General features: G+C 65.0%; 17 protein-coding genes. 7 read left to right on the forward strand and 10 right to left on the reverse strand.

Annotation, left to right across the window (positions count from 1 at the left end; translation table 11 throughout):
* The first annotated feature begins 7 nt into the window (after window positions 1-7).
* The gene (trkA, locus tag ACN8M7_RS06030; RefSeq protein WP_061238878.1) at window positions 8-1381 is read left to right on the forward strand and encodes a Trk system potassium transporter TrkA; all 1374 of its coding nucleotides are present in this window, start codon (window positions 8-10) and stop codon (window positions 1379-1381) included.
* Window positions 1382-1431: 50 nt separating this feature from the next.
* Window positions 1432-1746: a tetratricopeptide repeat protein gene (locus ACN8M7_RS06035; protein ID WP_490260112.1), complete on the forward strand. Its 315-nt coding sequence runs from the start codon at window positions 1432-1434 to the stop codon at window positions 1744-1746.
* Between the two features lie 244 nt (window positions 1747-1990).
* On the opposite strand, the gene ACN8M7_RS06040 is transcribed toward ACN8M7_RS06035, so the two are convergent.
* The 4 genes from ACN8M7_RS06040 to ACN8M7_RS06055 form a co-directional block, all read right to left on the reverse strand.
* On the reverse strand, window positions 1991-3367 hold the full coding sequence (locus ACN8M7_RS06040) for an aspartate aminotransferase family protein (protein ID WP_490260113.1): 1377 nt from the start codon (window positions 3365-3367) through the stop codon (window positions 1991-1993).
* Window positions 3368-3457: 90 nt separating this feature from the next.
* On the reverse strand, window positions 3458-4924 hold the full coding sequence (locus tag ACN8M7_RS06045; protein WP_490260114.1) for an NAD-dependent succinate-semialdehyde dehydrogenase: 1467 nt from the start codon (window positions 4922-4924) through the stop codon (window positions 3458-3460).
* A 280-nt stretch (window positions 4925-5204) separates the two neighbouring features.
* Complete coding sequence (locus ACN8M7_RS06050; protein ID WP_061238874.1) at window positions 5205-5855, reverse strand: 7-cyano-7-deazaguanine/7-aminomethyl-7-deazaguanine transporter; 651 nt, start codon at window positions 5853-5855, stop codon at window positions 5205-5207.
* 202 nt (window positions 5856-6057) lie between these two features.
* Window positions 6058-6624, reverse strand: a complete 567-nt coding sequence (locus ACN8M7_RS06055) for a C40 family peptidase (protein ID WP_061238873.1) — start codon at window positions 6622-6624, stop codon at window positions 6058-6060.
* 204 nt (window positions 6625-6828) lie between these two features.
* Between ACN8M7_RS06055 and choX the strand changes: the two genes are divergently transcribed.
* A complete protein-coding gene (gene choX / locus ACN8M7_RS06060; RefSeq protein ID WP_490260115.1) occupies window positions 6829-7755 on the forward strand; it encodes a choline ABC transporter substrate-binding protein in 927 nt (308 codons plus the stop codon).
* On the opposite strand, the gene ACN8M7_RS06065 is transcribed toward choX, so the two are convergent.
* From ACN8M7_RS06065 to ehuR, 6 genes are all read right to left on the reverse strand, one after another.
* On the reverse strand, window positions 7752-8228 hold the full coding sequence (locus ACN8M7_RS06065) for an Lrp/AsnC family transcriptional regulator (protein ID WP_490260116.1): 477 nt from the start codon (window positions 8226-8228) through the stop codon (window positions 7752-7754). The genes choX and ACN8M7_RS06065 overlap by 4 nt on opposite strands.
* Window positions 8229-8335: 107 nt before the next feature.
* Window positions 8336-9337: a N(2)-acetyl-L-2,4-diaminobutanoate deacetylase DoeB gene (doeB, locus tag ACN8M7_RS06070; RefSeq protein ID WP_490260117.1), complete on the reverse strand. Its 1002-nt coding sequence runs from the start codon at window positions 9335-9337 to the stop codon at window positions 8336-8338.
* A 117-nt stretch (window positions 9338-9454) separates the two neighbouring features.
* Window positions 9455-10645: an ectoine hydrolase DoeA gene (gene doeA, locus ACN8M7_RS06075; protein ID WP_490260118.1), complete on the reverse strand. Its 1191-nt coding sequence runs from the start codon at window positions 10643-10645 to the stop codon at window positions 9455-9457.
* A 99-nt stretch (window positions 10646-10744) separates the two neighbouring features.
* Entirely contained in the window at window positions 10745-11722 is a 978-nt protein-coding gene (eutC, locus tag ACN8M7_RS06080; protein ID WP_490260119.1) for an ectoine utilization protein EutC, read from the reverse strand.
* A gap of 9 nt (window positions 11723-11731) precedes the next feature.
* The gene (gene eutB, locus ACN8M7_RS06085) at window positions 11732-12703 is read right to left on the reverse strand and encodes a hydroxyectoine utilization dehydratase EutB (protein ID WP_061238867.1); all 972 of its coding nucleotides are present in this window, start codon (window positions 12701-12703) and stop codon (window positions 11732-11734) included.
* Window positions 12704-13034: 331 nt separating this feature from the next.
* Complete coding sequence (gene ehuR, locus ACN8M7_RS06090) at window positions 13035-14432, reverse strand: MocR-like ectoine utilization transcription factor EhuR (RefSeq protein ID WP_490260120.1); 1398 nt, start codon at window positions 14430-14432, stop codon at window positions 13035-13037.
* A gap of 246 nt (window positions 14433-14678) precedes the next feature.
* Here ehuR and ehuB point away from each other — a divergent pair, with 246 nt between their 5' ends.
* The 4 genes from ehuB to ehuA all read left to right on the forward strand — a co-directional run bounded on the left by ehuB (window position 14679) and on the right by ehuA (window position 17729).
* Complete coding sequence (ehuB, locus tag ACN8M7_RS06095; protein ID WP_061238865.1) at window positions 14679-15524, forward strand: ectoine/hydroxyectoine ABC transporter substrate-binding protein EhuB; 846 nt, start codon at window positions 14679-14681, stop codon at window positions 15522-15524.
* Window positions 15525-15589: 65 nt separating this feature from the next.
* Complete coding sequence (gene ehuC / locus ACN8M7_RS06100; RefSeq protein ID WP_490260121.1) at window positions 15590-16249, forward strand: ectoine/hydroxyectoine ABC transporter permease subunit EhuC; 660 nt, start codon at window positions 15590-15592, stop codon at window positions 16247-16249.
* Window positions 16246-16908 carry an ectoine/hydroxyectoine ABC transporter permease subunit EhuD gene (gene ehuD, locus ACN8M7_RS06105; protein ID WP_061238863.1) on the forward strand — a complete coding sequence of 221 codons (663 nt, stop codon included), beginning with the start codon at window positions 16246-16248 and terminating at the stop codon, window positions 16906-16908. The genes ehuC and ehuD overlap by 4 nt, the downstream gene beginning before the upstream one ends.
* 41 nt (window positions 16909-16949) lie before the next feature.
* Window positions 16950-17729 (forward strand): ectoine/hydroxyectoine ABC transporter ATP-binding protein EhuA, encoded by a 780-nt coding sequence (gene ehuA / locus ACN8M7_RS06110; RefSeq protein ID WP_061238862.1) that lies wholly within the window; start codon window positions 16950-16952, stop codon window positions 17727-17729.
* Window positions 17730-17812 lie beyond the last annotated feature (83 nt).

Here is a 17812-nt window from a genome sequence, read left to right on the forward strand (position 1 = left end):
GCGATCAGTGAAAATCATCATTCTCGGCGCCGGCCAGGTGGGCGGCACCCTGGCCGAACACCTCGCCAGCGAGGCCAACGACATCACCGTGGTCGACACCGACGGCGACCGCCTGCGCGACCTCGGCGACCGCCTGGATATCCGCACCGTGCAGGGCAAGGGCTCATTTCCCACCGTACTGCGCCAGGCCGGCGCCGATGACGCCGACATGCTGGTGGCGGTGACCAACAGCGACGAAGTCAACATGATCGCCTGCCAGGTGGCCTACACCCTGTTCCATACGCCGACCAAGATCGCCCGGGTGCGCGAGGCCGCCTATCTGACCCGCGAAGCGCTGTTCGACAACGAGGCGATTCCGGTCGACGTACTGATCAGCCCCGAGCAGGTGGTGACCAACTACATCAAGCGCCTGATCGAATACCCCGGCGCCTTGCAGGTGATCGACTTCGCCGAGGGCAAGGCCCAGCTGGTGGCGGTCAAGGCCTACTACGGCGGCCCGCTGGTCGGCCAGCAACTGCGCCAGCTGCGCCAACACATGCCCAACGTCGACACCCGCGTGGCGGCCATCTTCCGCCGCAACCGGCCGATCATGCCCAAGGGTGATACCGTCATCGAGGCCGATGACGAAGTGTTCTTCATCGCCGCCAAGGCGCACATCCGCGCGGTGATGAGCGAGATGCGCCGCCTCGAGGACAGCTACAAGCGCGTGGTGATCGCCGGTGGCGGCAATATTGGCGAGCGCCTGGCCGAGGCCATCGAAAGCCGCTACCAGGTGAAGATCATCGAGATGAACCCGGCGCGCTGCCGCTACCTCTCGGAAAACCTCGACAGCGCCATCGTGCTGCAAGGCAGCGCCTCGGATCGCGACCTGCTGGTGGAGGAGAACATCAACGATGCCGACATCTTCCTCGCCCTGACCAACGACGACGAGGCCAACATCATGTCCTCGCTGCTGGCCAAGCGCCTCGGTGCGCGCAAAGTGATGACCATCATCAACAACCCGGCCTATGTCGACCTGGTGCAGGGCGGCGAGATCGACATCGCCATCAGCCCGCAGCTGGCCACCATCGGCACCCTGCTGACCCATGTGCGCCGTGGCGATATCGAGAGCGTGCACAGCCTGCGCCGTGGCGCGGCGGAAGCACTGGAGGTGATCGCCCACGGTGACGCCAAATCGAGCAAGGTCATCGGCCGCGCCATCGAAGACATCGCCCTGCCGCCGAGCACCACCATCGGCGCCATCATCCGCGACGAACAGGTGCTGATCGCCCATGACGACACAGTGATCGAGTCCGGCGACCACGTGATCCTGTTCCTGGTCGACAAGAAGTACATTCGCGACGTCGAGCGCCTGTTCCAGGCCGGCCTGACGTTCTTCTGAACAAAACCGAAGCGCGGATTGCGTCCGGGCGACATCAGCGGAAAAAGTTCATGAGCACAGAAGCACTGGAAAAGATGCTGGCCAAGGGCATGGACAACGCCCTGCTGCGCTTCGGCCTGGGCAAGGCCCATCTCGATGGCGGCGACGCCGCCCAGGCGGCCGAACACCTGCAACGCTGCGTCGAGTTCGACCCGGCCTATTCCGCTGCCTGGAAGTTGCTGGGCAAGGCACTGCAGGCAAGCGGCGACCATAACGGCGCACGCCAGGCCTGGCAGCAGGGCATCGCTGCGGCCCAGGCCAAGGGCGACAAGCAGGCCGAGAAGGAAATGAGCGTGTTCCTGCGCAAGCTGGACAAGCAGCGCTGATCGACAAAGCCCACCATGGACGTCGGCGCTCCGCCGCGAGCTATCGACGCACACCGACGTAGCCCGGATGCAATCCGGGGACAGGGTCCAGGCGGTCGCGGCTGAAGCCCCTCCCACGCGTGCTGTAGCGCTCTCTGCGCCAAGCACTTCAGCGACGCGTTCTTAACGTCGCCAAATGTGCGGGCGCAGGGAGCTTGCGGCTGAAGCGCAATACCGCCCAACCGCTCCTGCGGGCTGCAGCGGCTCAGAGCACCTCGCTCGCCACCGCATCCACCGCCGCCTTGGCGATACTCACCACTTCGTCGGCTTCAGCCTTGGTCAGCACCAGCGGCGGGGCGAAGCCGAGGATGTCGCCGTGCGGCATGGCGCGGGCGATCATGCCGCGCTCCAGGCACGCCGCCGACACGCGCGGGCCGACCTTGAGCGATGCGTCGAAGGGCGTGCGCGCCTCGCGGTCGGCCATGAACTCCAGCGCGCCGAGCATACCGATACCACGGACTTCACCCACCAGCGGATGGCCTTCGAAAGTCTGGCGCAGTTGCTGGTTGAGGTAGGCGCCGACATCGGCGGCGTTGGCGGCGATATTTTCCTTCTCCAGGATATCCAGGTTGGCCAGCGCGGCAGCGGCGCAGATCGGGTGACCGGAATAGGTCCAGCCGTGGCCCATGGCGCCGTCGCGGCTCGATGCTTCTTCGATCACGTTCCACACCTTCTCGCCGACGATCACCGCCGACAACGGCGCATAGGCGCTGGTCAGGCCTTTGGCGGTGGTGATCAGATCTGGTTGCATGCCGAACATCTGGCTGCCCATCGGCGTGCCCAGACGGCCGAAAGCGCAGACCACTTCGTCGGCGATCAGCAGGATGTCGTACTTGGCCAGCACGGCCTGGATCGCCTGCCAGTAGCCTTTGGGCGGGACGATGATGCCGCCGGTGCCCATCACAGGCTCGCCAATGAAGGCCGCCACGGTGTCCGGCCCTTCGGCCAGGATCAGACGCTCCAGATCCTCGGCGCAATGGCGCACGAAGGCGGCTTCGTCCATGCCGGCCGGCGCCTTGTAGAAGTGCGGGCAGGCGACGTGCTTGATGTCCGCTGCCGGCAGGTCGAAGTGCTGGTGGAAGCTGGCCAGGCCGGTGAGGCTGCCGGTCATGATCCCCGAGCCGTGATAACCGCGCTGGCGCGAGATGATCTTCTTCTTCGCCGGGCGACCGAGCACGTTGTTGTAGTAACGCACCAGCTTGATCTGGGTTTCGTTGGCGTCCGAGCCGGACAGGCCGTAGTAGACCTTCTTCATGCCCTTGGGCGCCCAGTCGATGATGCGCGCCGACAGCTCGATGATGGCCTCGGTCGAGTGGCCGACATAGGTGTGGTAGTAGGCCAGCTCCTTGGCCTGCTTGTAGATGGCCTCGGCCACCTCGGTGCGTCCGTAGCCGATGTTCACGCAGTACAGGCCGGCGAAGGCATCGAGCAGCTCGCGGCCTTCGTGATCGCGAATACGGATACCCGAGGCGCCAGTGATGATGCGGCCCTTGAGCGCGCCGCTGGCGTGGTCGTGAGCGTGGGTGGACGGGTGCATGAAGTGGGCACGGTCCTGCTCGAACAGGTTCTGGTAGTCGGTCATGGCGATCTCCATCTAATTCGCTGAGGTAGCGTTAAAGGTAATTCACACGCTCGAGGCAGGGACTGCCCCTCCCGCCTGCACTCCGGATCCTCAGGGGTAACGTTGGCCCTGATGATGAATGCAGAAGTACTTGGTTTCGACGAAGGGCTCGAAGCCGTCCGTGCCGCCCTCGCGGCCGAGGCCGGAGGCTTTCATGCCACCGAAGGGGATCGGATGGCCGGTGAATTTGCTGCCGTTGACCGCGACCATGGCATGGTCGAGGCGACGGATCAGTGGGTGGACGACATCCACGCGGTTGGAACAGATGTAGGCGGCCAGGCCGTATTCGGTGTCGTTGGCCATGGCCACGGCTTCGTCCAGGGTGTCGAAGGCACGCACGCCGGCAATGGGCGCGAAGTTTTCTTCGCGGTAGATGCGCATGGCCTCGGTGACATCGGCCAGCAACGTCGGCTGCCAGAACCAGCCACCCAGCGCATGGGGCTCGCCGCCGACCAGCAGGCGCGCGCCCTGCTCGATGGCGTCCGTGACCCGGGCGGCAGTCGAGTCCAGCGCCGCCTGGTGCATCAGCGGGCCGATCTGGTTGCGCTCATCCTGGCCGGGGCCGACACGCAGGCCGCGCACGGCCTTGACGAAACGCTGCAGGAAATCCTCGTAGACGGGGCGCTCGACCAGAATACGGTTGGCCGCGCAGCAGTCCTGGCCGGAGGTCTGGAACTTGGCATCCAGCGCCACCTGCACGGCGTGATCCAGATCGGCATCGGCGCAGACGATCAGCGGTGCATTGCCGCCCAGCTCCAGCGCCACCTTCTTCACATCGCTGGCGGCGGCCTGCAGCACCAGCTTGCCGACGCGGGTCGAGCCGGTGAAGCTCACCGAGCGCACTCGCACGTCCTTGACCAGGGTTTCCATGGCCATCTGCGGCTCGCCCAGCACCACGTTGAACACGCCAGCTGGCATTCCGGCTTCCTCGGCCAGTTGCGCCAGGGCAAAAGCGGAGTAGGGCGTCTCGTGCGCCGGTTTGACCACCACGGTGCAACCGGCGGCCAAGGCCGCGGCGGCCTTGCGGGTGATCATCGCGCTGGGAAAATTCCACGGAGTGAGCAGGGCGCAAACGCCGACCGGCTCCTTCACCGTTCCGAGCTGGGCACCGGGGATATGACTGGGGATAGTCTGACCGTAGAGCCGGCGCGCCTCCTCGGCGAACCAGGGGATGAAGCTGGCGGCGTAGCGGATCTCGCCCCGCGCCTCGGCCAGCGGCTTGCCCTGCTCCTGACTGAGGATGCGCGCCAGGTCTTCCTGATGCTGCAGGATCAGCTCGGCCCAGCGGCGCAGCAGACTCGCGCGGGCTTCCAGGCTCTGCTCGCGCCAGTCGGCGAAAGCACGCTGGGCGGCGTCCACCGCGGCGAGGATCTGCGCCTGACCGAGCATCGGCACGTGGCCGATCACACTCTGGTCGGCAGGGTTGTGCACGGCGATGCTGGCGCCATCGTCACTGTGCAGCCAGTGGCCGTCGACATAGCACAGCGATTTGAACAGCAGGGGATGGTCGAGGGGCATGGCGATGTCTCCGGGCCGATGGGCATGGGAGACATGCTAGGGAAGGGCGGCTTGGCGTTTTTTCCAAGCCGGGCAGGTGCTACCGCAGTTTTTTCTGAAGGATCAGGGTGAACAGCGGATTTCTGAGGCGCCTGTCGCGCCTAGGCGGCGGCACTCAGGCAGTCGCGGCTACGACTGCATGGATGCAGGAGGTAGAGCGAAGCAGGATGCCCGAGCCGAAAGCCCCTCCCACACACTTGCCACAGGCCGCTGTGGGAGGCGCTTCAGCGGCGAGGGTGCTTCACGCCGTGGCAGTACGCGGCGGCAAAGCCCGTACGATGGCACTGAGCAGCATGCCGTACAGCGGCACGAAAAGGATCAGGCTGATGGCCAGCTTGATCACGTAATCCACCGTGGCGATCTCCACCCAGTTGGCGGCCATGAACGGATCGTCGCTGTGCCAGAAGGCCACCGAGAAGAACAGGAAGGTATCGAGCAGGTTGCCGAAAATGGTCGAGGCCGTCGGCGCAACCCACCACTGGCGCATCCTGCGCAGGCGGTCGAACACCTGGATATCGAGCAATTGGCCAAAGGCGTAGGCGAGGAAGCTGGCCAGGGCGATGCGGAAGACGAACAGATTGAATTCGCCTAGCGCCGCCAGGCCGCCGAACGCGCCTTCATGGAACAGCACGGAGACCACGTAGGAAGCCACCAGCGCCGGCAGCATCACCCGCGCGATCACCACGCGTGCGGCATGCTTACCGATCAGGCGCACGGTCAGATCGGTGGCCAGGAAGATGAACGGGAAGCTGAACGCACCCCAGGTGGTATGCCAGCCGAACAGGGTGATCGGCAGCTGCACCAGGTAGTTGCTGGCGATGATGATGAGGATATGGAAGGCGATCAGGCCGGCCAGCACGGGCCGACTGACCGACGCAGGAATCAGGGTCATGTCGATGTCCTTTTTCGTAGAGTGGGGTGAGGGAACCCACTGCCGCAGCCGACATGGCCGCAAGCGGCGCGCATTCTAGCGCGTTGTTGACCCGCAGGATAGGTTTTCCCACCTGAGGCCAGGCCGCCCGGATGAAAGGTTGCACCTTCGCAGGAATGACACCTGCCCGAACCGAATTACCGTCGAGGCCGTGCTCGCAGGCTCAGGCCTGCGGCACCACCCGCTTGGCCAGTTGAAAATGGCGCTGCCAGTACGAGTTGTTGAGGAAGTCGATGCGCACGTTGCTGCCGCGACGCGGCGCGTGGACGAAGCGTCCCTCGCCGATGTAGATGGCGACGTGATCCACCGAGCGGCTGCGAATGCGGAAGAACAGCAGGTCACCCGGCTGCAGGTCACTGCGTTTCACCGAGGGCGCATCCAGGCGCGACAGCGCGCGCGAGGTGCGCGGCAGTTCGAGGTCGTTCTGGGTCTTGAAGGCGTATTGCACCAGACCGCTGCAATCGAAGCCGTGACGCAGACTGGTGCCGCCCCAGCGGTACGGGGTGCCCAGCGCGCCGAGGGCGCGGTCGATCACTTCACTGGCCGGTTTGGGCGCGGCCGTTGGCGCGGTGGCAGGAATGGTATGGATACGAAAGGTGGCGGAGGCTTGGGTACAAATTCCCAGTAAAAGAGCGCCTCCCAGGCAAAATGACATGAAAAATTTATTCAAACCCAGTGACCCTGGTGATTGGCCTTTGTGCGGAAGCCCTTCCGAATCAAGGCATTGCATCGGAAACGAGCCTCCTTCCCGTCCCGGTGACGGACCGCCTGAAAAAGCCTTTGGTTCATTTTCAACCGGAAGTAGTCGACGAACGGTTTGCCGATAAAGCCCGCATGTTGCCGACCAGTCGCGCCCATTTACGCCCCCCAGGCTTGAGCCTGCCTGCCTCGGCCGCTAAGGTCAGGAACTGCCTAAACCGCAAAGGACTCGCGCATGAACCTGAAAACCACTCTGCTCGCGGCCTCGCTGTTGGCCGTCAGCGTCGGCGCCCAGGCGCAGACCGACAGCGCCAGCTGCACCACGGTGACCCTGGCCGACCCCGGCTGGAGCGATATCGCCGTGACCAACGGTATCGCCAGCCTGCTGCTCGACGGCCTCGGCTACAAACCGCAGACCCGCACCCTGGCTGTGCCGATCATCTTCGCCGGGCTGCAGAAAGGGCAGGTGGACGTGTTTCTCGGCAACTGGATGCCGGCCGGTCAGCACGACTATGACCGCTACGTGGCCAGCGGGCAGATCGACAAGGTGGTGGAGAACCTGGGCGGCACCGAATACACCCTCGCCGTACCGACCTACGCGTACGAAGCCGGGGTGAAGGATTTCAACGACCTCAATAAATACGCCGACAAGTTCGGCAAGAAGATCTACGGCATCGGCTCCGGCTCGCCGGCCAACGACTACATCCGCCAGATGATCGAGGGCAACGAATTCAACCTCGGCGACTGGAAGCTGGTGGAGTCCAGCGAACAAGCGATGCTGGTGCAAGTCGGCCGCGCGGTGAAGCGCGACGAGTTCGTGGTGTTCCTCGGCTGGACGCCGCACCCGATGAACGTGCAGTTCGACATGCAGTACCTCAAGGGCGGCGAGAAATTCTTCGGCAGCACCGGCTCGGTCAACACCCTGACGCGCAAGGGCTACGTGGCTGAATGCCCGAACGTGGGCAAGCTGCTGAGCAACCTGAAATTCACCCAGGCGATGGAGAACACCATCATGGACGACGTGCTCAACCGCAAGGTCGCCAACGCCACGGCAATCAAGAACTGGATCAAGGCCAACCCGCAGGTGCTCGATGGCTGGCTGGAGGGCGTGAGAACCCGTGATGGCGGTGATGGGCTGGCGGCGGTGAAGGCCAAGCTCTAGTCGTCAAGCTCGGCGGGCGCGCCCGAGGCGCTCGCCTTGATGGTCTTGGTGACGATGTAGGTGAAGTAGCGCTCGATGCCCAGATCTTCCAGCAGCAGTTGATCGATGAAGCGCTGGTAGTGATCGACATCGCGGGCGCGGATCATCGCGATGTAATCGACGCCGCCGCCGGTGGCGTAGCAGAAACCCACCTCGGGGGCCTCGCTCATGCGCTGTTCAAAGCGGCGCATGTCCTGCGCGGTGTGGCGGGCCAGGGTGATTTCCACCAGCACCTGCTGGCTCCTGAACAGTGCAGCCCAGTCGATCTGCGCGCGGTAGCCCTTGATCAGCCCGGCCGCCTCCAGCTTGCGCACACGCTCCCAGGCCGGCGTCACCGACAGGTTGATCGCCTCGGCCAGGGCCGACTTGGTGATCCGCCCGTCCTCGGAAAGGATGCGCAGGATCTTCAGGTCATAGCGGTCGAGCTTGTGCATGGATTTCTCGATTGGCTAAGGGTTTAAAGATGTAGAGGCCAGATCGCGGCTAAAGCCCCTCCCACGAGACACTCAGACTATGGGAGGGGCTTTAGCCGCGACTGTTTCTAGTCCACCACCTCGGCGATGACCGCGAGGGTATCACCCCCTTTCACCAGCCCCGGAAAATGTCGTGCAGCGAGCAAGCCGCTGCGTTTGGCGCGGTACTCTCTGGCCGGCTCGCCGGTGCGGCGCGCGCTGTGCACACGGGCGATCACCTCGCCTTTTTCCACCGTATCGCCAAGGTCGCGGCACATCTCCAGCAGGCCGTCGTCCTCGCTGGCGACGAAGCAGTCGCCGTCGGGCATGTCGAGCATCACCGACTCGCCGGCTTCGATCTCGCCCTGCAGCAGGCCGAAATGGATCAGCAGGTTGCGCACGCCGCGCTCGGCGATGGCCAGGCTCTTCGCCGTGCTGCTGCCGCCGCCACCCAGTTCGGTGGTGACGAATACCTTGCCCTGCTCCTCGGCGGCGGTGTCGTACATACCCACCGCGTCCAGCTCCAGCATGCGCATGCAGTAGGGCGCCGCGAAGGCACGCATGCCGGCGGCGCAGGCGGCGTCCTGGCTCTTGTCCGGCAGCATGTGGCAGGCGGCGAAGGGCAGAAAATCCAGGGTCTTGCCACCGGAGTGAATGTCCAGCACCACATCGGCCAGTGGCAGCAGGGTGCGCTGGAAGTAGTCGGCGATCTTCTGCGTCACCGTGCCGTCCGGTTTGCCGGGGAAGCTGCGATTGAGGTTGCCCTGGTCGATCGGTGAGGTACGGCTGCCGGCCTGCACCGCCGGGGTGTTCATGAACGGCACGATGATCACCCGGCCAGTGACGTCCTCGGCGCGCAGGCGCTGGGCCAGCTTGCTCAGGGCCAGCGGGCCTTCGTACTCGTCGCCATGATTGCCCCCGGTGAGCAGCGCGGTGGGGCCGTTGCCATTCTTCACCACGGTCAGCGGAATCATCACCGCACCCCAGGCCGAATCGTCGCGGGAATAGGGCAGCTTGAGGAATCCGTGTTGCACACCGTCACGCTCGAAATCGACCGTGGGGCTGATGGGGTTGTCGCGCAGTTGGGTCATGCTCGGGCCTTCAATATGAAACTCATTGTGGGAGGGGCTTTAGCCGCGACTGGAAAACTTCGCGGCTAAAGCGGATCGCCGCCCAGCCGCTCCTACAGGTGGAGCGGCAGCCGAGGATCAATCCTTCACGAACAGCTTGCGCGGCACGTCGCAGAAGGTTTCCACGCCGCCGTCGGTGATCAGGATCGACTCGGTGATTTCCAGCCCCCAGTCGTCCAGCCACAAGCCGGGCATGAAGTGGAAGGTCATCCCCGGTTGCAGCACGCTCTCGTCACTGGGGCGCAGGCTCATGGTGCGCTCGCCCCAGTCCGGCGGATAACTGACCCCGATGGGATAGCCGCAGCGGCTGTCCTTGTGGATGCCGAACTTCTCCAGCACCTTGAAGAAGGCGCGGGCGATATCGCCGGTGGTATTGCCCGGCTTGGCCGCTTCCAGGCCGGCGGCGATGCCTTCGACCACGGCCTTCTCGCCGTCGAGGAAATGCTGCGGCGGCTTGCCCAGGTAGATGGTGCGCGACAGCGGGCAGTGGTAGCGCTTGTAGCAGCCGGCGATCTCGAAGAAGGTACCGGCGCCGCTCTGCATCGGCGAGTCGTCCCAGGTCAGGTGCGGCGCACTGGCATCGGCGCCGGTGGGCAACAGCGGCACGATGGCCGGGTAGTCGCCACCGTGGCCGTCGGCACCGAGGATGCCAGTACGGTAGATCTCGGCGACCAGCTCGTTCTTGCGCAGGCCCGGCTCGATCTTGTCGAAGATCGCCGCGTGCATCTTCTCGACGATCTTCGCCGCGATGCGCATGTAGCCGATCTCGGTCGGCGACTTGATCGCCCGCTGCCAGTTGACCAGCGCGGTGGCATCGACGAAGCGTGCGTTGGGCAGGTTGCGCTGCAGCGAGCCATAGGCGGCGGCGCTGAAGTAGTAGTTGTCCAGCTCGACACCGATGGTGAGCGTGTCCCAACCACGCGCGACAATGACCTCCTTGGACAGGTAGTCCATCGGGTGGCGCTCGGTGGACTGCACGTAATGATCGGGGTAGCCGACGATGTTGCTCTGCTGCATGAACACCGTGCGCTTGGCGCCGTTGGCGTCCTGGCCACGGCCATACCAGACCGGCTCGCCATCGAGCGCCAGCAGCACGCACTGGTGCACGTAGAACGACCAGCCGTCATAGCCGGTGAGCCAGGCCATGTTGGACGGATCGCTAACGATCAGCAGTTCGATGCCCTTGGCCTGCATGGCGCTACGCGTCTTGGCCAGGCGCTGGGCATATTCCTCCCGGCTAAAGGGGAGGTTGACGACGATTTCGGACATGGATGAATCCCCGTGGTTTTTTCGGCTGTGGAAGGGGCCGTGGCCGCGATGAAGCCAGTCACGGCTGAAGCGAAGCGCCGCCCGGCCCCTCCCACAGGTTCATGAATCGAAGTTGAGGCCTTTACCGGCCTGCCGCGCACGCTGATAGGCAAGGCTGGCGATGGCGGTGTCCTGGGCGCCAGTGCCGGTCAGGTCGCACAGGGTGATCTGCTCGGGCGCGGTACGCCCCGGACGCTGGCCGGCAATGATCTGGCCGAGTTCGGCGAAGTCGGCGTCGGCAGCCACCAGGCCGGCGGCAATGGCGTGATGCAGCTCACCCAGCACGCGGGTCTGACTCAGGCGGTCGGCGACATAGGCGTCGACCCGCGCCAGCACCGCCGGGGCGATCTCGTTCTTGTGCTCGGCATCCGAACCCATGGCAGTGATGTGCAGGCCAGGGCGCAGGTGCTGCAGCTGGAGCAGCGGCTCGCGGCTCGGTGTGGTGGTGATGACGATAGCGGCGCCGTCCAGCGCCGCGTCGACGCTATCCACCGCGCGCGCATCGTCGAGTTCGGCGGCCATGGTCTGGGCCTTGGCCGGGTCGCGCGCCCAGATACGCACCTCGCTTACATCGCGCACCAGGCGCAGGGCCTGCAACTGCAGGCGCGCCTGCTCGCCGGCACCGAGGACGGCGACCACCCTGGCGTCTTCGCGGGCCAGCCACTTGGCAGCGATGGCACCCGCGGCGGCGGTGCGCACGGCGGTGAGGTAGCCGTTGTCCAGCAGCAGCGCGTCGGCCAGGCCGGTCTGCGCCGAGAACAGCATCATCAGGCCGTTGAGGCTGGGCAGGCCAAGCTTGGGATTGTCGAAGAAACCCGGGCTGACCTTGATCGCGAAGTGCGCCACGCCAGGCAGGTAGGCAGTCTTCACGTCCACCTCGCCGTTATGCTCGGGCACGTCCAGACGCAGGATCGGCGGCATCGCCACGGCAGCGGTGGCGAGCAGGCGGAAGGCGTTTTCCACCACGGCAAGGCTGTCAGTGTCGAGGCCGACGCAATCGCGCAGGTCGGCCTGGTTGAGAATCAGGGTCTTGGCCATGGGAGTTCCTCAGGCGTCAGCGCCATTGAGCACGCGCAGGTGCTGGTCGATATCGATATTGCGGCCGCTGATCACCACCACCACCGGGCCGCGCGGCTCGATCAGGCCATCGAGCAGAGCGGCGATACCGACAGCGGCGGCGCCCTCGATTACCAGCCGCTCCTCGCGGTAGGCGTGGCGGATGCCACGGGCGATGGACGCCTCGTCGAGCAGATGAACCTGGTCACACAGCTCGCGGGTGATGGCGTAGGTGTAGCGGTTGTCCAGGCCGATGCCGCCGCCGAGTGAATCGGCCAGGGTCGGCAGTTCCTCCACCTCGACCGGCTCGCCGGCCTGTAAACTGGCGTGCATGGCGGCGCCCAGCTGCATGCTGATGCCGTGGGTGCGAATGGCCGGGCTGGCCGCCTTGATCGCCAGCGCCACGCCGGCGAACAGACCGCCGCCGGACAGCGGCACCAGTACTTCGCAAACGTCCGGGCACTGCTCGAGAATTTCCAGGCCCAGGCTGCCCTGGCCGGCGATCACGTGCGGGTGGTCGAACGGCGGGATGAATGCGGCGCCCTGCTCGCGGGCGATACGCAGCGCTTCGAGCTGAGCGTCGTCCTGACTGCGGCCGCTGATCACCACCTCGGCGCCCAGTTCACGAATCGCACGCACCTTGTTCTGCGGCACCAGTTCGGAGAGGCAGACGATGGCCTTCACGCCCAGCTGCGCGGCGGCGAAGGCCAGGGCGCGGCCGTGATTACCGGTGGACGCGGTGACCACGCCGCAGCGCTTGTGCTCGGCATCCAGCTGCGCCACCGCATTGCTCGCACCACGTAGCTTGAAACTGCCGGTGGCCTGCTGCGACTCCAGCTTCAGCCACACCGGCACGCCAGCCAGACGGCTCAGACTCGGCGAATGCTCCAGCGGTGTCTGACGCACCAGACCGGCGATACGCTGGCGGGCCTGAAGCAGATCATCGAAGTGGATGGAAGACATGGCGCACATTCCGTGAAGGTGTGCGACCGAGTGTATGAGCGGGAAATTGAGTGACCGAATGTACTAGGACGATTTTTTACTGGTGGGCTTCAAGAGGTGGACATCGGTGCGTTTGCGTAGGGTGCGCTGTGCGCACCGATGCAACGCGCAAGCACCGGTGCAAACCACTCCCGGATTTCATCCGGCTACAAGAGCCCTCTCCCGCAAGCGGGAGAGGGGGCTTAATCCGCTCGCCGTCGAGTCCGTGGGGTGGATCACGCTTTATCGATCAACCGAACCATCGATCCACCGTTGCGGTGGACGTGGAAAGCGACGTCCACCCTACAGCCACTTAGAAATCATGCACCTTCGGGTACTGCCCAAACACGTCGCGGACGATCTGCACGCCCTGGCACATCTTCGCCTCGCTGCATTCGGCGCCGACGCACAGCCGCACCGCACGCGGCCTGGGCATGCCGGGCGGGACGAAAGGATCGGGCAGGGTCAGTGCCACGTTACGCCGACGCAGCTCGCGCAGCAGACCGTCGGTTTCCCAGCCTTCGGGCACGCGCAGCCAGCTGTTGAGCGAATAGGGATGGTTGCCGATCAGGTGCTCGCCCAGCTCCTGCTCCACCAAAGCCTGCCGGTTGGCCAGCAACTGGCGCTGCAGCTGTACCAGCTCCTCGGCCTCGCCGGAGTCGATCCAGCGCGTGGCGATTTCACCCAGCAGCGACGGCGCCATCCAGCTGTTGACCCGCAGGATGCTCTCGGTGCGCAGCGCCAGGCGCTTGGGCATCACCAGGTAGCCGATGCGCAGGCCGGTGAGCACCGACTTGGTCATGCTGGTGCAGTAGAACGACAGTTCCGGCGCGTAATGACTGAGCGGCCGTGTGCTCTGCTGACCGGCCAGCAGCGGGCCGTAGACGTCGTCCTCGATGATGTACACGCCATAGCGGCGGGCGATCTCGGCAATCTCGCGGCGGCGCTCGTCGGGCATCAGCGCGCTGGTGGGGTTGTTCAGATTGGGCGTGCAGACCAGCGCGGTGATCCGTTCATTGCCGCACATGTCCTCGAAGTGCTCGGGGTTCAGCCCGTAGCGATCCATCTCCAGGCCCTTGAGGGTGAAACCGAGCACCTGCGAGCTGCCAATGGCGCCGTGGTCGGTCAGACCTTCGCAGAGCACCACGTCATCCGGGCCGGCCAGCGTCGCCAGGGCGAGGAAGATGCCGTGGGCCGCGCCGCTGGTCAGCAGCACGTCCTCGATACCCACGTCCATGCCCAGGCGCGCCAACCAGCGCACTGCGGACTCGCGCTGATGCTGCATGCCGGCAATCGGGCGGAAGGCGTGAATCCACGGCTGATCCGGCTCCTGCGCCAGCTCCAGGCAGGTCTGTCGCCATAGGCGGTCGTGGGCGTCGGTGTGCAGGATGCGCGCGTTGGAAAAGTCCATCAGCGCCTGCTCGCTGCGATCGAGCATGCTGGTGGCCACACGCTCGCTGGTACGCCGCGAGACGAAGCTGCCACGGCCCACTTCGCAACGCACGCGGCCCTGGCGCTCCAGCTCCTTGTAGGCGTTGGTCACGGTCTGCACGCTGATGCCCAGGGCGTCAGAGACCTGACGCTGCGGAGGCAACCGTTGGCCATCGATCAGGGTACCCTGTTCGATGTCGGCGGCGACCGCCTGGACCAGCAGCTTGTATTTCGATTCGCCCGGGCGAGCGTTGGCCAGGGCCTTCTTCCAGTTATGCATCGATGGTTCCCTGTGGCGACTGCACGCCAGCATCCCGCGTGAGGCATTGCGATTCAATTGTCCTAGTGCAATGCCGTAGCGAAAAAAGCCTTTGTATGCTCGGGCCAAGGGTGGAAACAGTGCCTCGGCAACTCAGAACAACACCACCCGGCGCAGACCTGCTGCGCACCAACGCTCTTGATTTACCTGCCTCCTAACACAGCACGCCGCCGTTGGCGGACTACAAAAAAACAGGAGAACACCAAGATGAGTAGCGTTATTCCCTCCCGCTTCGGCCGCCTCGCGCTGGCCTGCGCCCTGCTCACCGGCCTCGCTGCCGGCGCCCAGGCCTCGACCCTGGACAAGGTCAAGGACAGCAGCAGCGTGCGCATCGGCTACGCCAACGAAACCCCCTTCGCCTACACCGCCCTCGACGGCAGCGTCACTGGCGAATCGCCGGAAATCGTCAGGAAGATCTTCGAGCGCATGGGCGTCGAGAAGATCAACCCGGTGCTCACCGAGTGGGGTTCACTGATCCCCGGGCTGCGTGCCAGCCGCTTCGACCTGATCGCCGCCGGCATGTACATCACCCCAGAGCGTTGCAAGCAGGTACTGTTCACCGACCCGCACTACCAGCTGCCCGATACCCTGCTGGTGAAAACCGGCAACCCGAAAGACCTGCACAGCTACGACGACATCGCCAAGAGCGGGGCCAAGGTGGCGATCATGTCCGGCACGGTGAACCTGGGTTATGCCCGCAGCGCCGGCATCACCGATGAGCAGATACTCCAGGTACCGGACACCACCGCGCAGCTACAGGCTGTGCGCGCCGGCCGTGCCGATGCCGCAGTCGGCACCCAGCTGACCATGAAGGGCCTGGCCGACAAGGGCGGCGACGGCGTCGAAGCCATCGCCGAATTCAAGGACGACCCATCCCACACCGGCTACGGTGCGCTGGCCTTCCGCCCGGAAGACAAGGACCTGCGCGACGCGGTCAATGCCGAGCTGAAGAAATGGATCGGTAGCGAAGAGCACCTGGCCACGGTCAAGCCCTTCGGCTTCGACCAGTCCAACATCACCGACAAGACCGCCGCCGAACTCTGCGGCCAGTAATGAACGGATCACGCCGCGCACCCCTGGTGCGTGGCGCCTTTCCGTGCATAGAGCGGTAGACATTCATGACCGATCTTCTTCCCCTGCTGCTGCAAGGCGCCTGGGTCACCGTGCAAGTCACCTTCTGGGGCTCGCTGCTGGCCATCGTCAGCGCAGTCATCGCCGCCCTCGGCCGGCTGTCGCCGATTGGCCCGCTGCGCTGGCTGGCGATCACCTACATCGAGATATTCCGCGGCACTTCGCTGCTGGTGCAGCTGTTCTGGCTGTATTTCGTGCTGCCGATGCCGCCGTTCAACGTCGAGATGAGCGCCTTCACCGTGGCCGTCGTCGGCCTCGGCCTGCACATCGGCGCCTATGGCGCGGAGGTGATGCGCGGCGCCATCCGCTCGGTGGCCAAGGGTCAGTACGAGGCCTGTACCGCGCTGAACATGCGCCCGTCCAAACGCTTCCTGCGCATCATCCTACCGCAGGCGCTGCTGGCGGCGATTCCACCGGGTACCAACCTGCTGATCGAGCTGCTGAAGAACACATCGCTGGTGTCGCTGATCACCCTGTCTGACCTGGCCTTCCGCGCCCGTCAGCTGGACCAGGCGACCTTCATGACCCTGGAGATCTTCGCCCTGGCCCTGCTGCTGTATTTCCTCATGGCCCAGGTGATCAACCTCGGCATGCGCCTGCTGGAAAGGCGCCTGAGCCGTGGCCGGATGCGCGGAGGCCTGCAATGAACTTCTTCGACTGGAACTTCGCCCTGAGCATCCTCCCGGATCTTCTCAAGGCCTCGCTCAATACCCTACTGATCACCTTCGCCGGCTTCGCCATCGCCATCGTCGTTGGCCTGCTGCTGGCCATCGCCCGGCGCAGCAGGCTCCTGTGGCTGTCCTGGCCGGTGGCCGGGCTGATCGAGTTCATCCGCAGCACCCCGCTGCTGATCCAGGTGTATTTCCTGTTCTACGTATTCCCCAACTACGGCCTCAACCTCACTGCGCTGCAGGCGGGCATTCTCGGCATCGCCCTGCACTACGCCTGCTACACCGCCGAGGTGTACCGCGCCGGCCTCGATGCAGTGCCGCGCGGCCAGTGGGAGGCGGTGACGGCGCTGAACATGTCGCCACTGTCGGCGTACCGGCAGATCATCCTGCCGCAGGCGCTGCGGCCGATCCTGCCGGCGCTGGGCAATTACCTGGTGGCCATGCTCAAGGACACCCCGGTGCTGTCGGCGATCACCGTGGTGGAGATCATGCAGCAAGCCAAGAACATCGGCTCGGAGAGCTTCCGCTACCTCGAGCCCATCACCATGGTCGGTATTTTCTTCCTGCTGCTGAGCCTGGCCCTGGCCTGGTGCGTGCGGCGCATGGAAGATCGCCTGGAGGTCACTGCCCGATGACTGCCTTTCTAAACTCTACAGACGCCGCAGGGAGTTCCTCCATGACCCAGCCCATCGTCCGCTTTAGTGACGTGACCAAGCGTTACGGCAACCTTACCGTGCTCAACAAACTCAACCTCGACGTCGCCCCCGGCGAGAAGGTGGCGATCATCGGCCCCAGCGGCTCGGGCAAGTCGACCCTGCTGCGTGCGCTGATGACCCTGGAGAGCATCGATGAAGGGGTGATCGCCGTCGATGACGAGCCGCTCACCCACATGCCCGGGCGCGATGGGCGCCTGGTGCCGGCCAGCGCCAGCCACCAGCGCAAGGTGCGCGGCAAGATCGGCATGGTGTTCCAGAGTTTCAACCTGTTCCCGCACATGTGCGCGCTGCAGAACGTGATCGAGGCGCCGATGCAGGTGCTCGGCATGAGCAGGAAGGAAGCCAGCGAGCGTGGCGAGGAGCTGCTGGCGATGGTCGGCCTCGGCGAAAAACTGCGTCACTACCCCTCGCAGCTCTCCGGTGGCCAGCAGCAGCGCGTGGCCATCGCCCGCGCACTGGCGATGCGGCCGAAGGTGATGCTGTTCGACGAGGTGACCTCGGCGCTCGACCCGGAGCTGTGCGGCGAAGTGCTCAACGTGATTCGCCGCCTGGGCAGCGAGCACAACCTGACCATGCTGATGGTCACCCACCAGATGGGCTTCGCCCGCGAATTCGCCGATCGCGTGTGCTTCTTCCACCAGGGCTGCATCCACGAGCAGGGCACGCCGGATCAACTATTCGGCAACCCGCAGCAGGAGCGAACGCAGGCCTTTCTCAGTGCAGTGAACGAAGCCCACTGAGACGCCCGGCGCATGTGGCAGGCGCTGCAGCGGCGACGGGACAGCCGCCACTACGACCACATGGATGCAGGAGGTAGAGCGAA

This window comes from Pseudomonas spartinae (genome assembly GCF_965197125.1).
GTDB classification, from domain to species: domain Bacteria; phylum Pseudomonadota; class Gammaproteobacteria; order Pseudomonadales; family Pseudomonadaceae; genus Aquipseudomonas; species Aquipseudomonas composti_A.

Excerpts from the sequence above, each read along its gene's own strand:
- ACN8M7_RS06035 (WP_490260112.1), top strand. The coding sequence starts at position 1,432 with ATGAGCACAGAAGCACTGGAAAAGATGCTGGCCAAGGGCATGGACAAC.
- ACN8M7_RS06040 (WP_490260113.1), bottom strand. The coding sequence starts at position 3,367 with ATGACCGACTACCAGAACCTGTTCGAGCAGGACCGTGCCCACTTCATG.
- ACN8M7_RS06045 (WP_490260114.1), bottom strand. The coding sequence starts at position 4,924 with ATGCCCCTCGACCATCCCCTGCTGTTCAAATCGCTGTGCTATGTCGAC.
- ACN8M7_RS06050 (WP_061238874.1), bottom strand. The coding sequence starts at position 5,855 with ATGACCCTGATTCCTGCGTCGGTCAGTCGGCCCGTGCTGGCCGGCCTG.
- ACN8M7_RS06055 (WP_061238873.1), bottom strand. The coding sequence starts at position 6,624 with ATGCAATGCCTTGATTCGGAAGGGCTTCCGCACAAAGGCCAATCACCA.
- choX (WP_490260115.1), top strand. The coding sequence starts at position 6,829 with ATGAACCTGAAAACCACTCTGCTCGCGGCCTCGCTGTTGGCCGTCAGC.
- ACN8M7_RS06065 (WP_490260116.1), bottom strand. The coding sequence starts at position 8,228 with ATGCACAAGCTCGACCGCTATGACCTGAAGATCCTGCGCATCCTTTCC.
- doeB (WP_490260117.1), bottom strand. The coding sequence starts at position 9,337 with ATGACCCAACTGCGCGACAACCCCATCAGCCCCACGGTCGATTTCGAG.
- doeA (WP_490260118.1), bottom strand. The coding sequence starts at position 10,645 with ATGTCCGAAATCGTCGTCAACCTCCCCTTTAGCCGGGAGGAATATGCC.
- eutC (WP_490260119.1), bottom strand. The coding sequence starts at position 11,722 with ATGGCCAAGACCCTGATTCTCAACCAGGCCGACCTGCGCGATTGCGTC.
- eutB (WP_061238867.1), bottom strand. The coding sequence starts at position 12,703 with ATGTCTTCCATCCACTTCGATGATCTGCTTCAGGCCCGCCAGCGTATC.
- ehuR (WP_490260120.1), bottom strand. The coding sequence starts at position 14,432 with ATGCATAACTGGAAGAAGGCCCTGGCCAACGCTCGCCCGGGCGAATCG.
- ehuB (WP_061238865.1), top strand. The coding sequence starts at position 14,679 with ATGAGTAGCGTTATTCCCTCCCGCTTCGGCCGCCTCGCGCTGGCCTGC.
- ehuC (WP_490260121.1), top strand. The coding sequence starts at position 15,590 with ATGACCGATCTTCTTCCCCTGCTGCTGCAAGGCGCCTGGGTCACCGTG.
- ehuD (WP_061238863.1), top strand. The coding sequence starts at position 16,246 with ATGAACTTCTTCGACTGGAACTTCGCCCTGAGCATCCTCCCGGATCTT.
- ehuA (WP_061238862.1), top strand. The coding sequence starts at position 16,950 with ATGACCCAGCCCATCGTCCGCTTTAGTGACGTGACCAAGCGTTACGGC.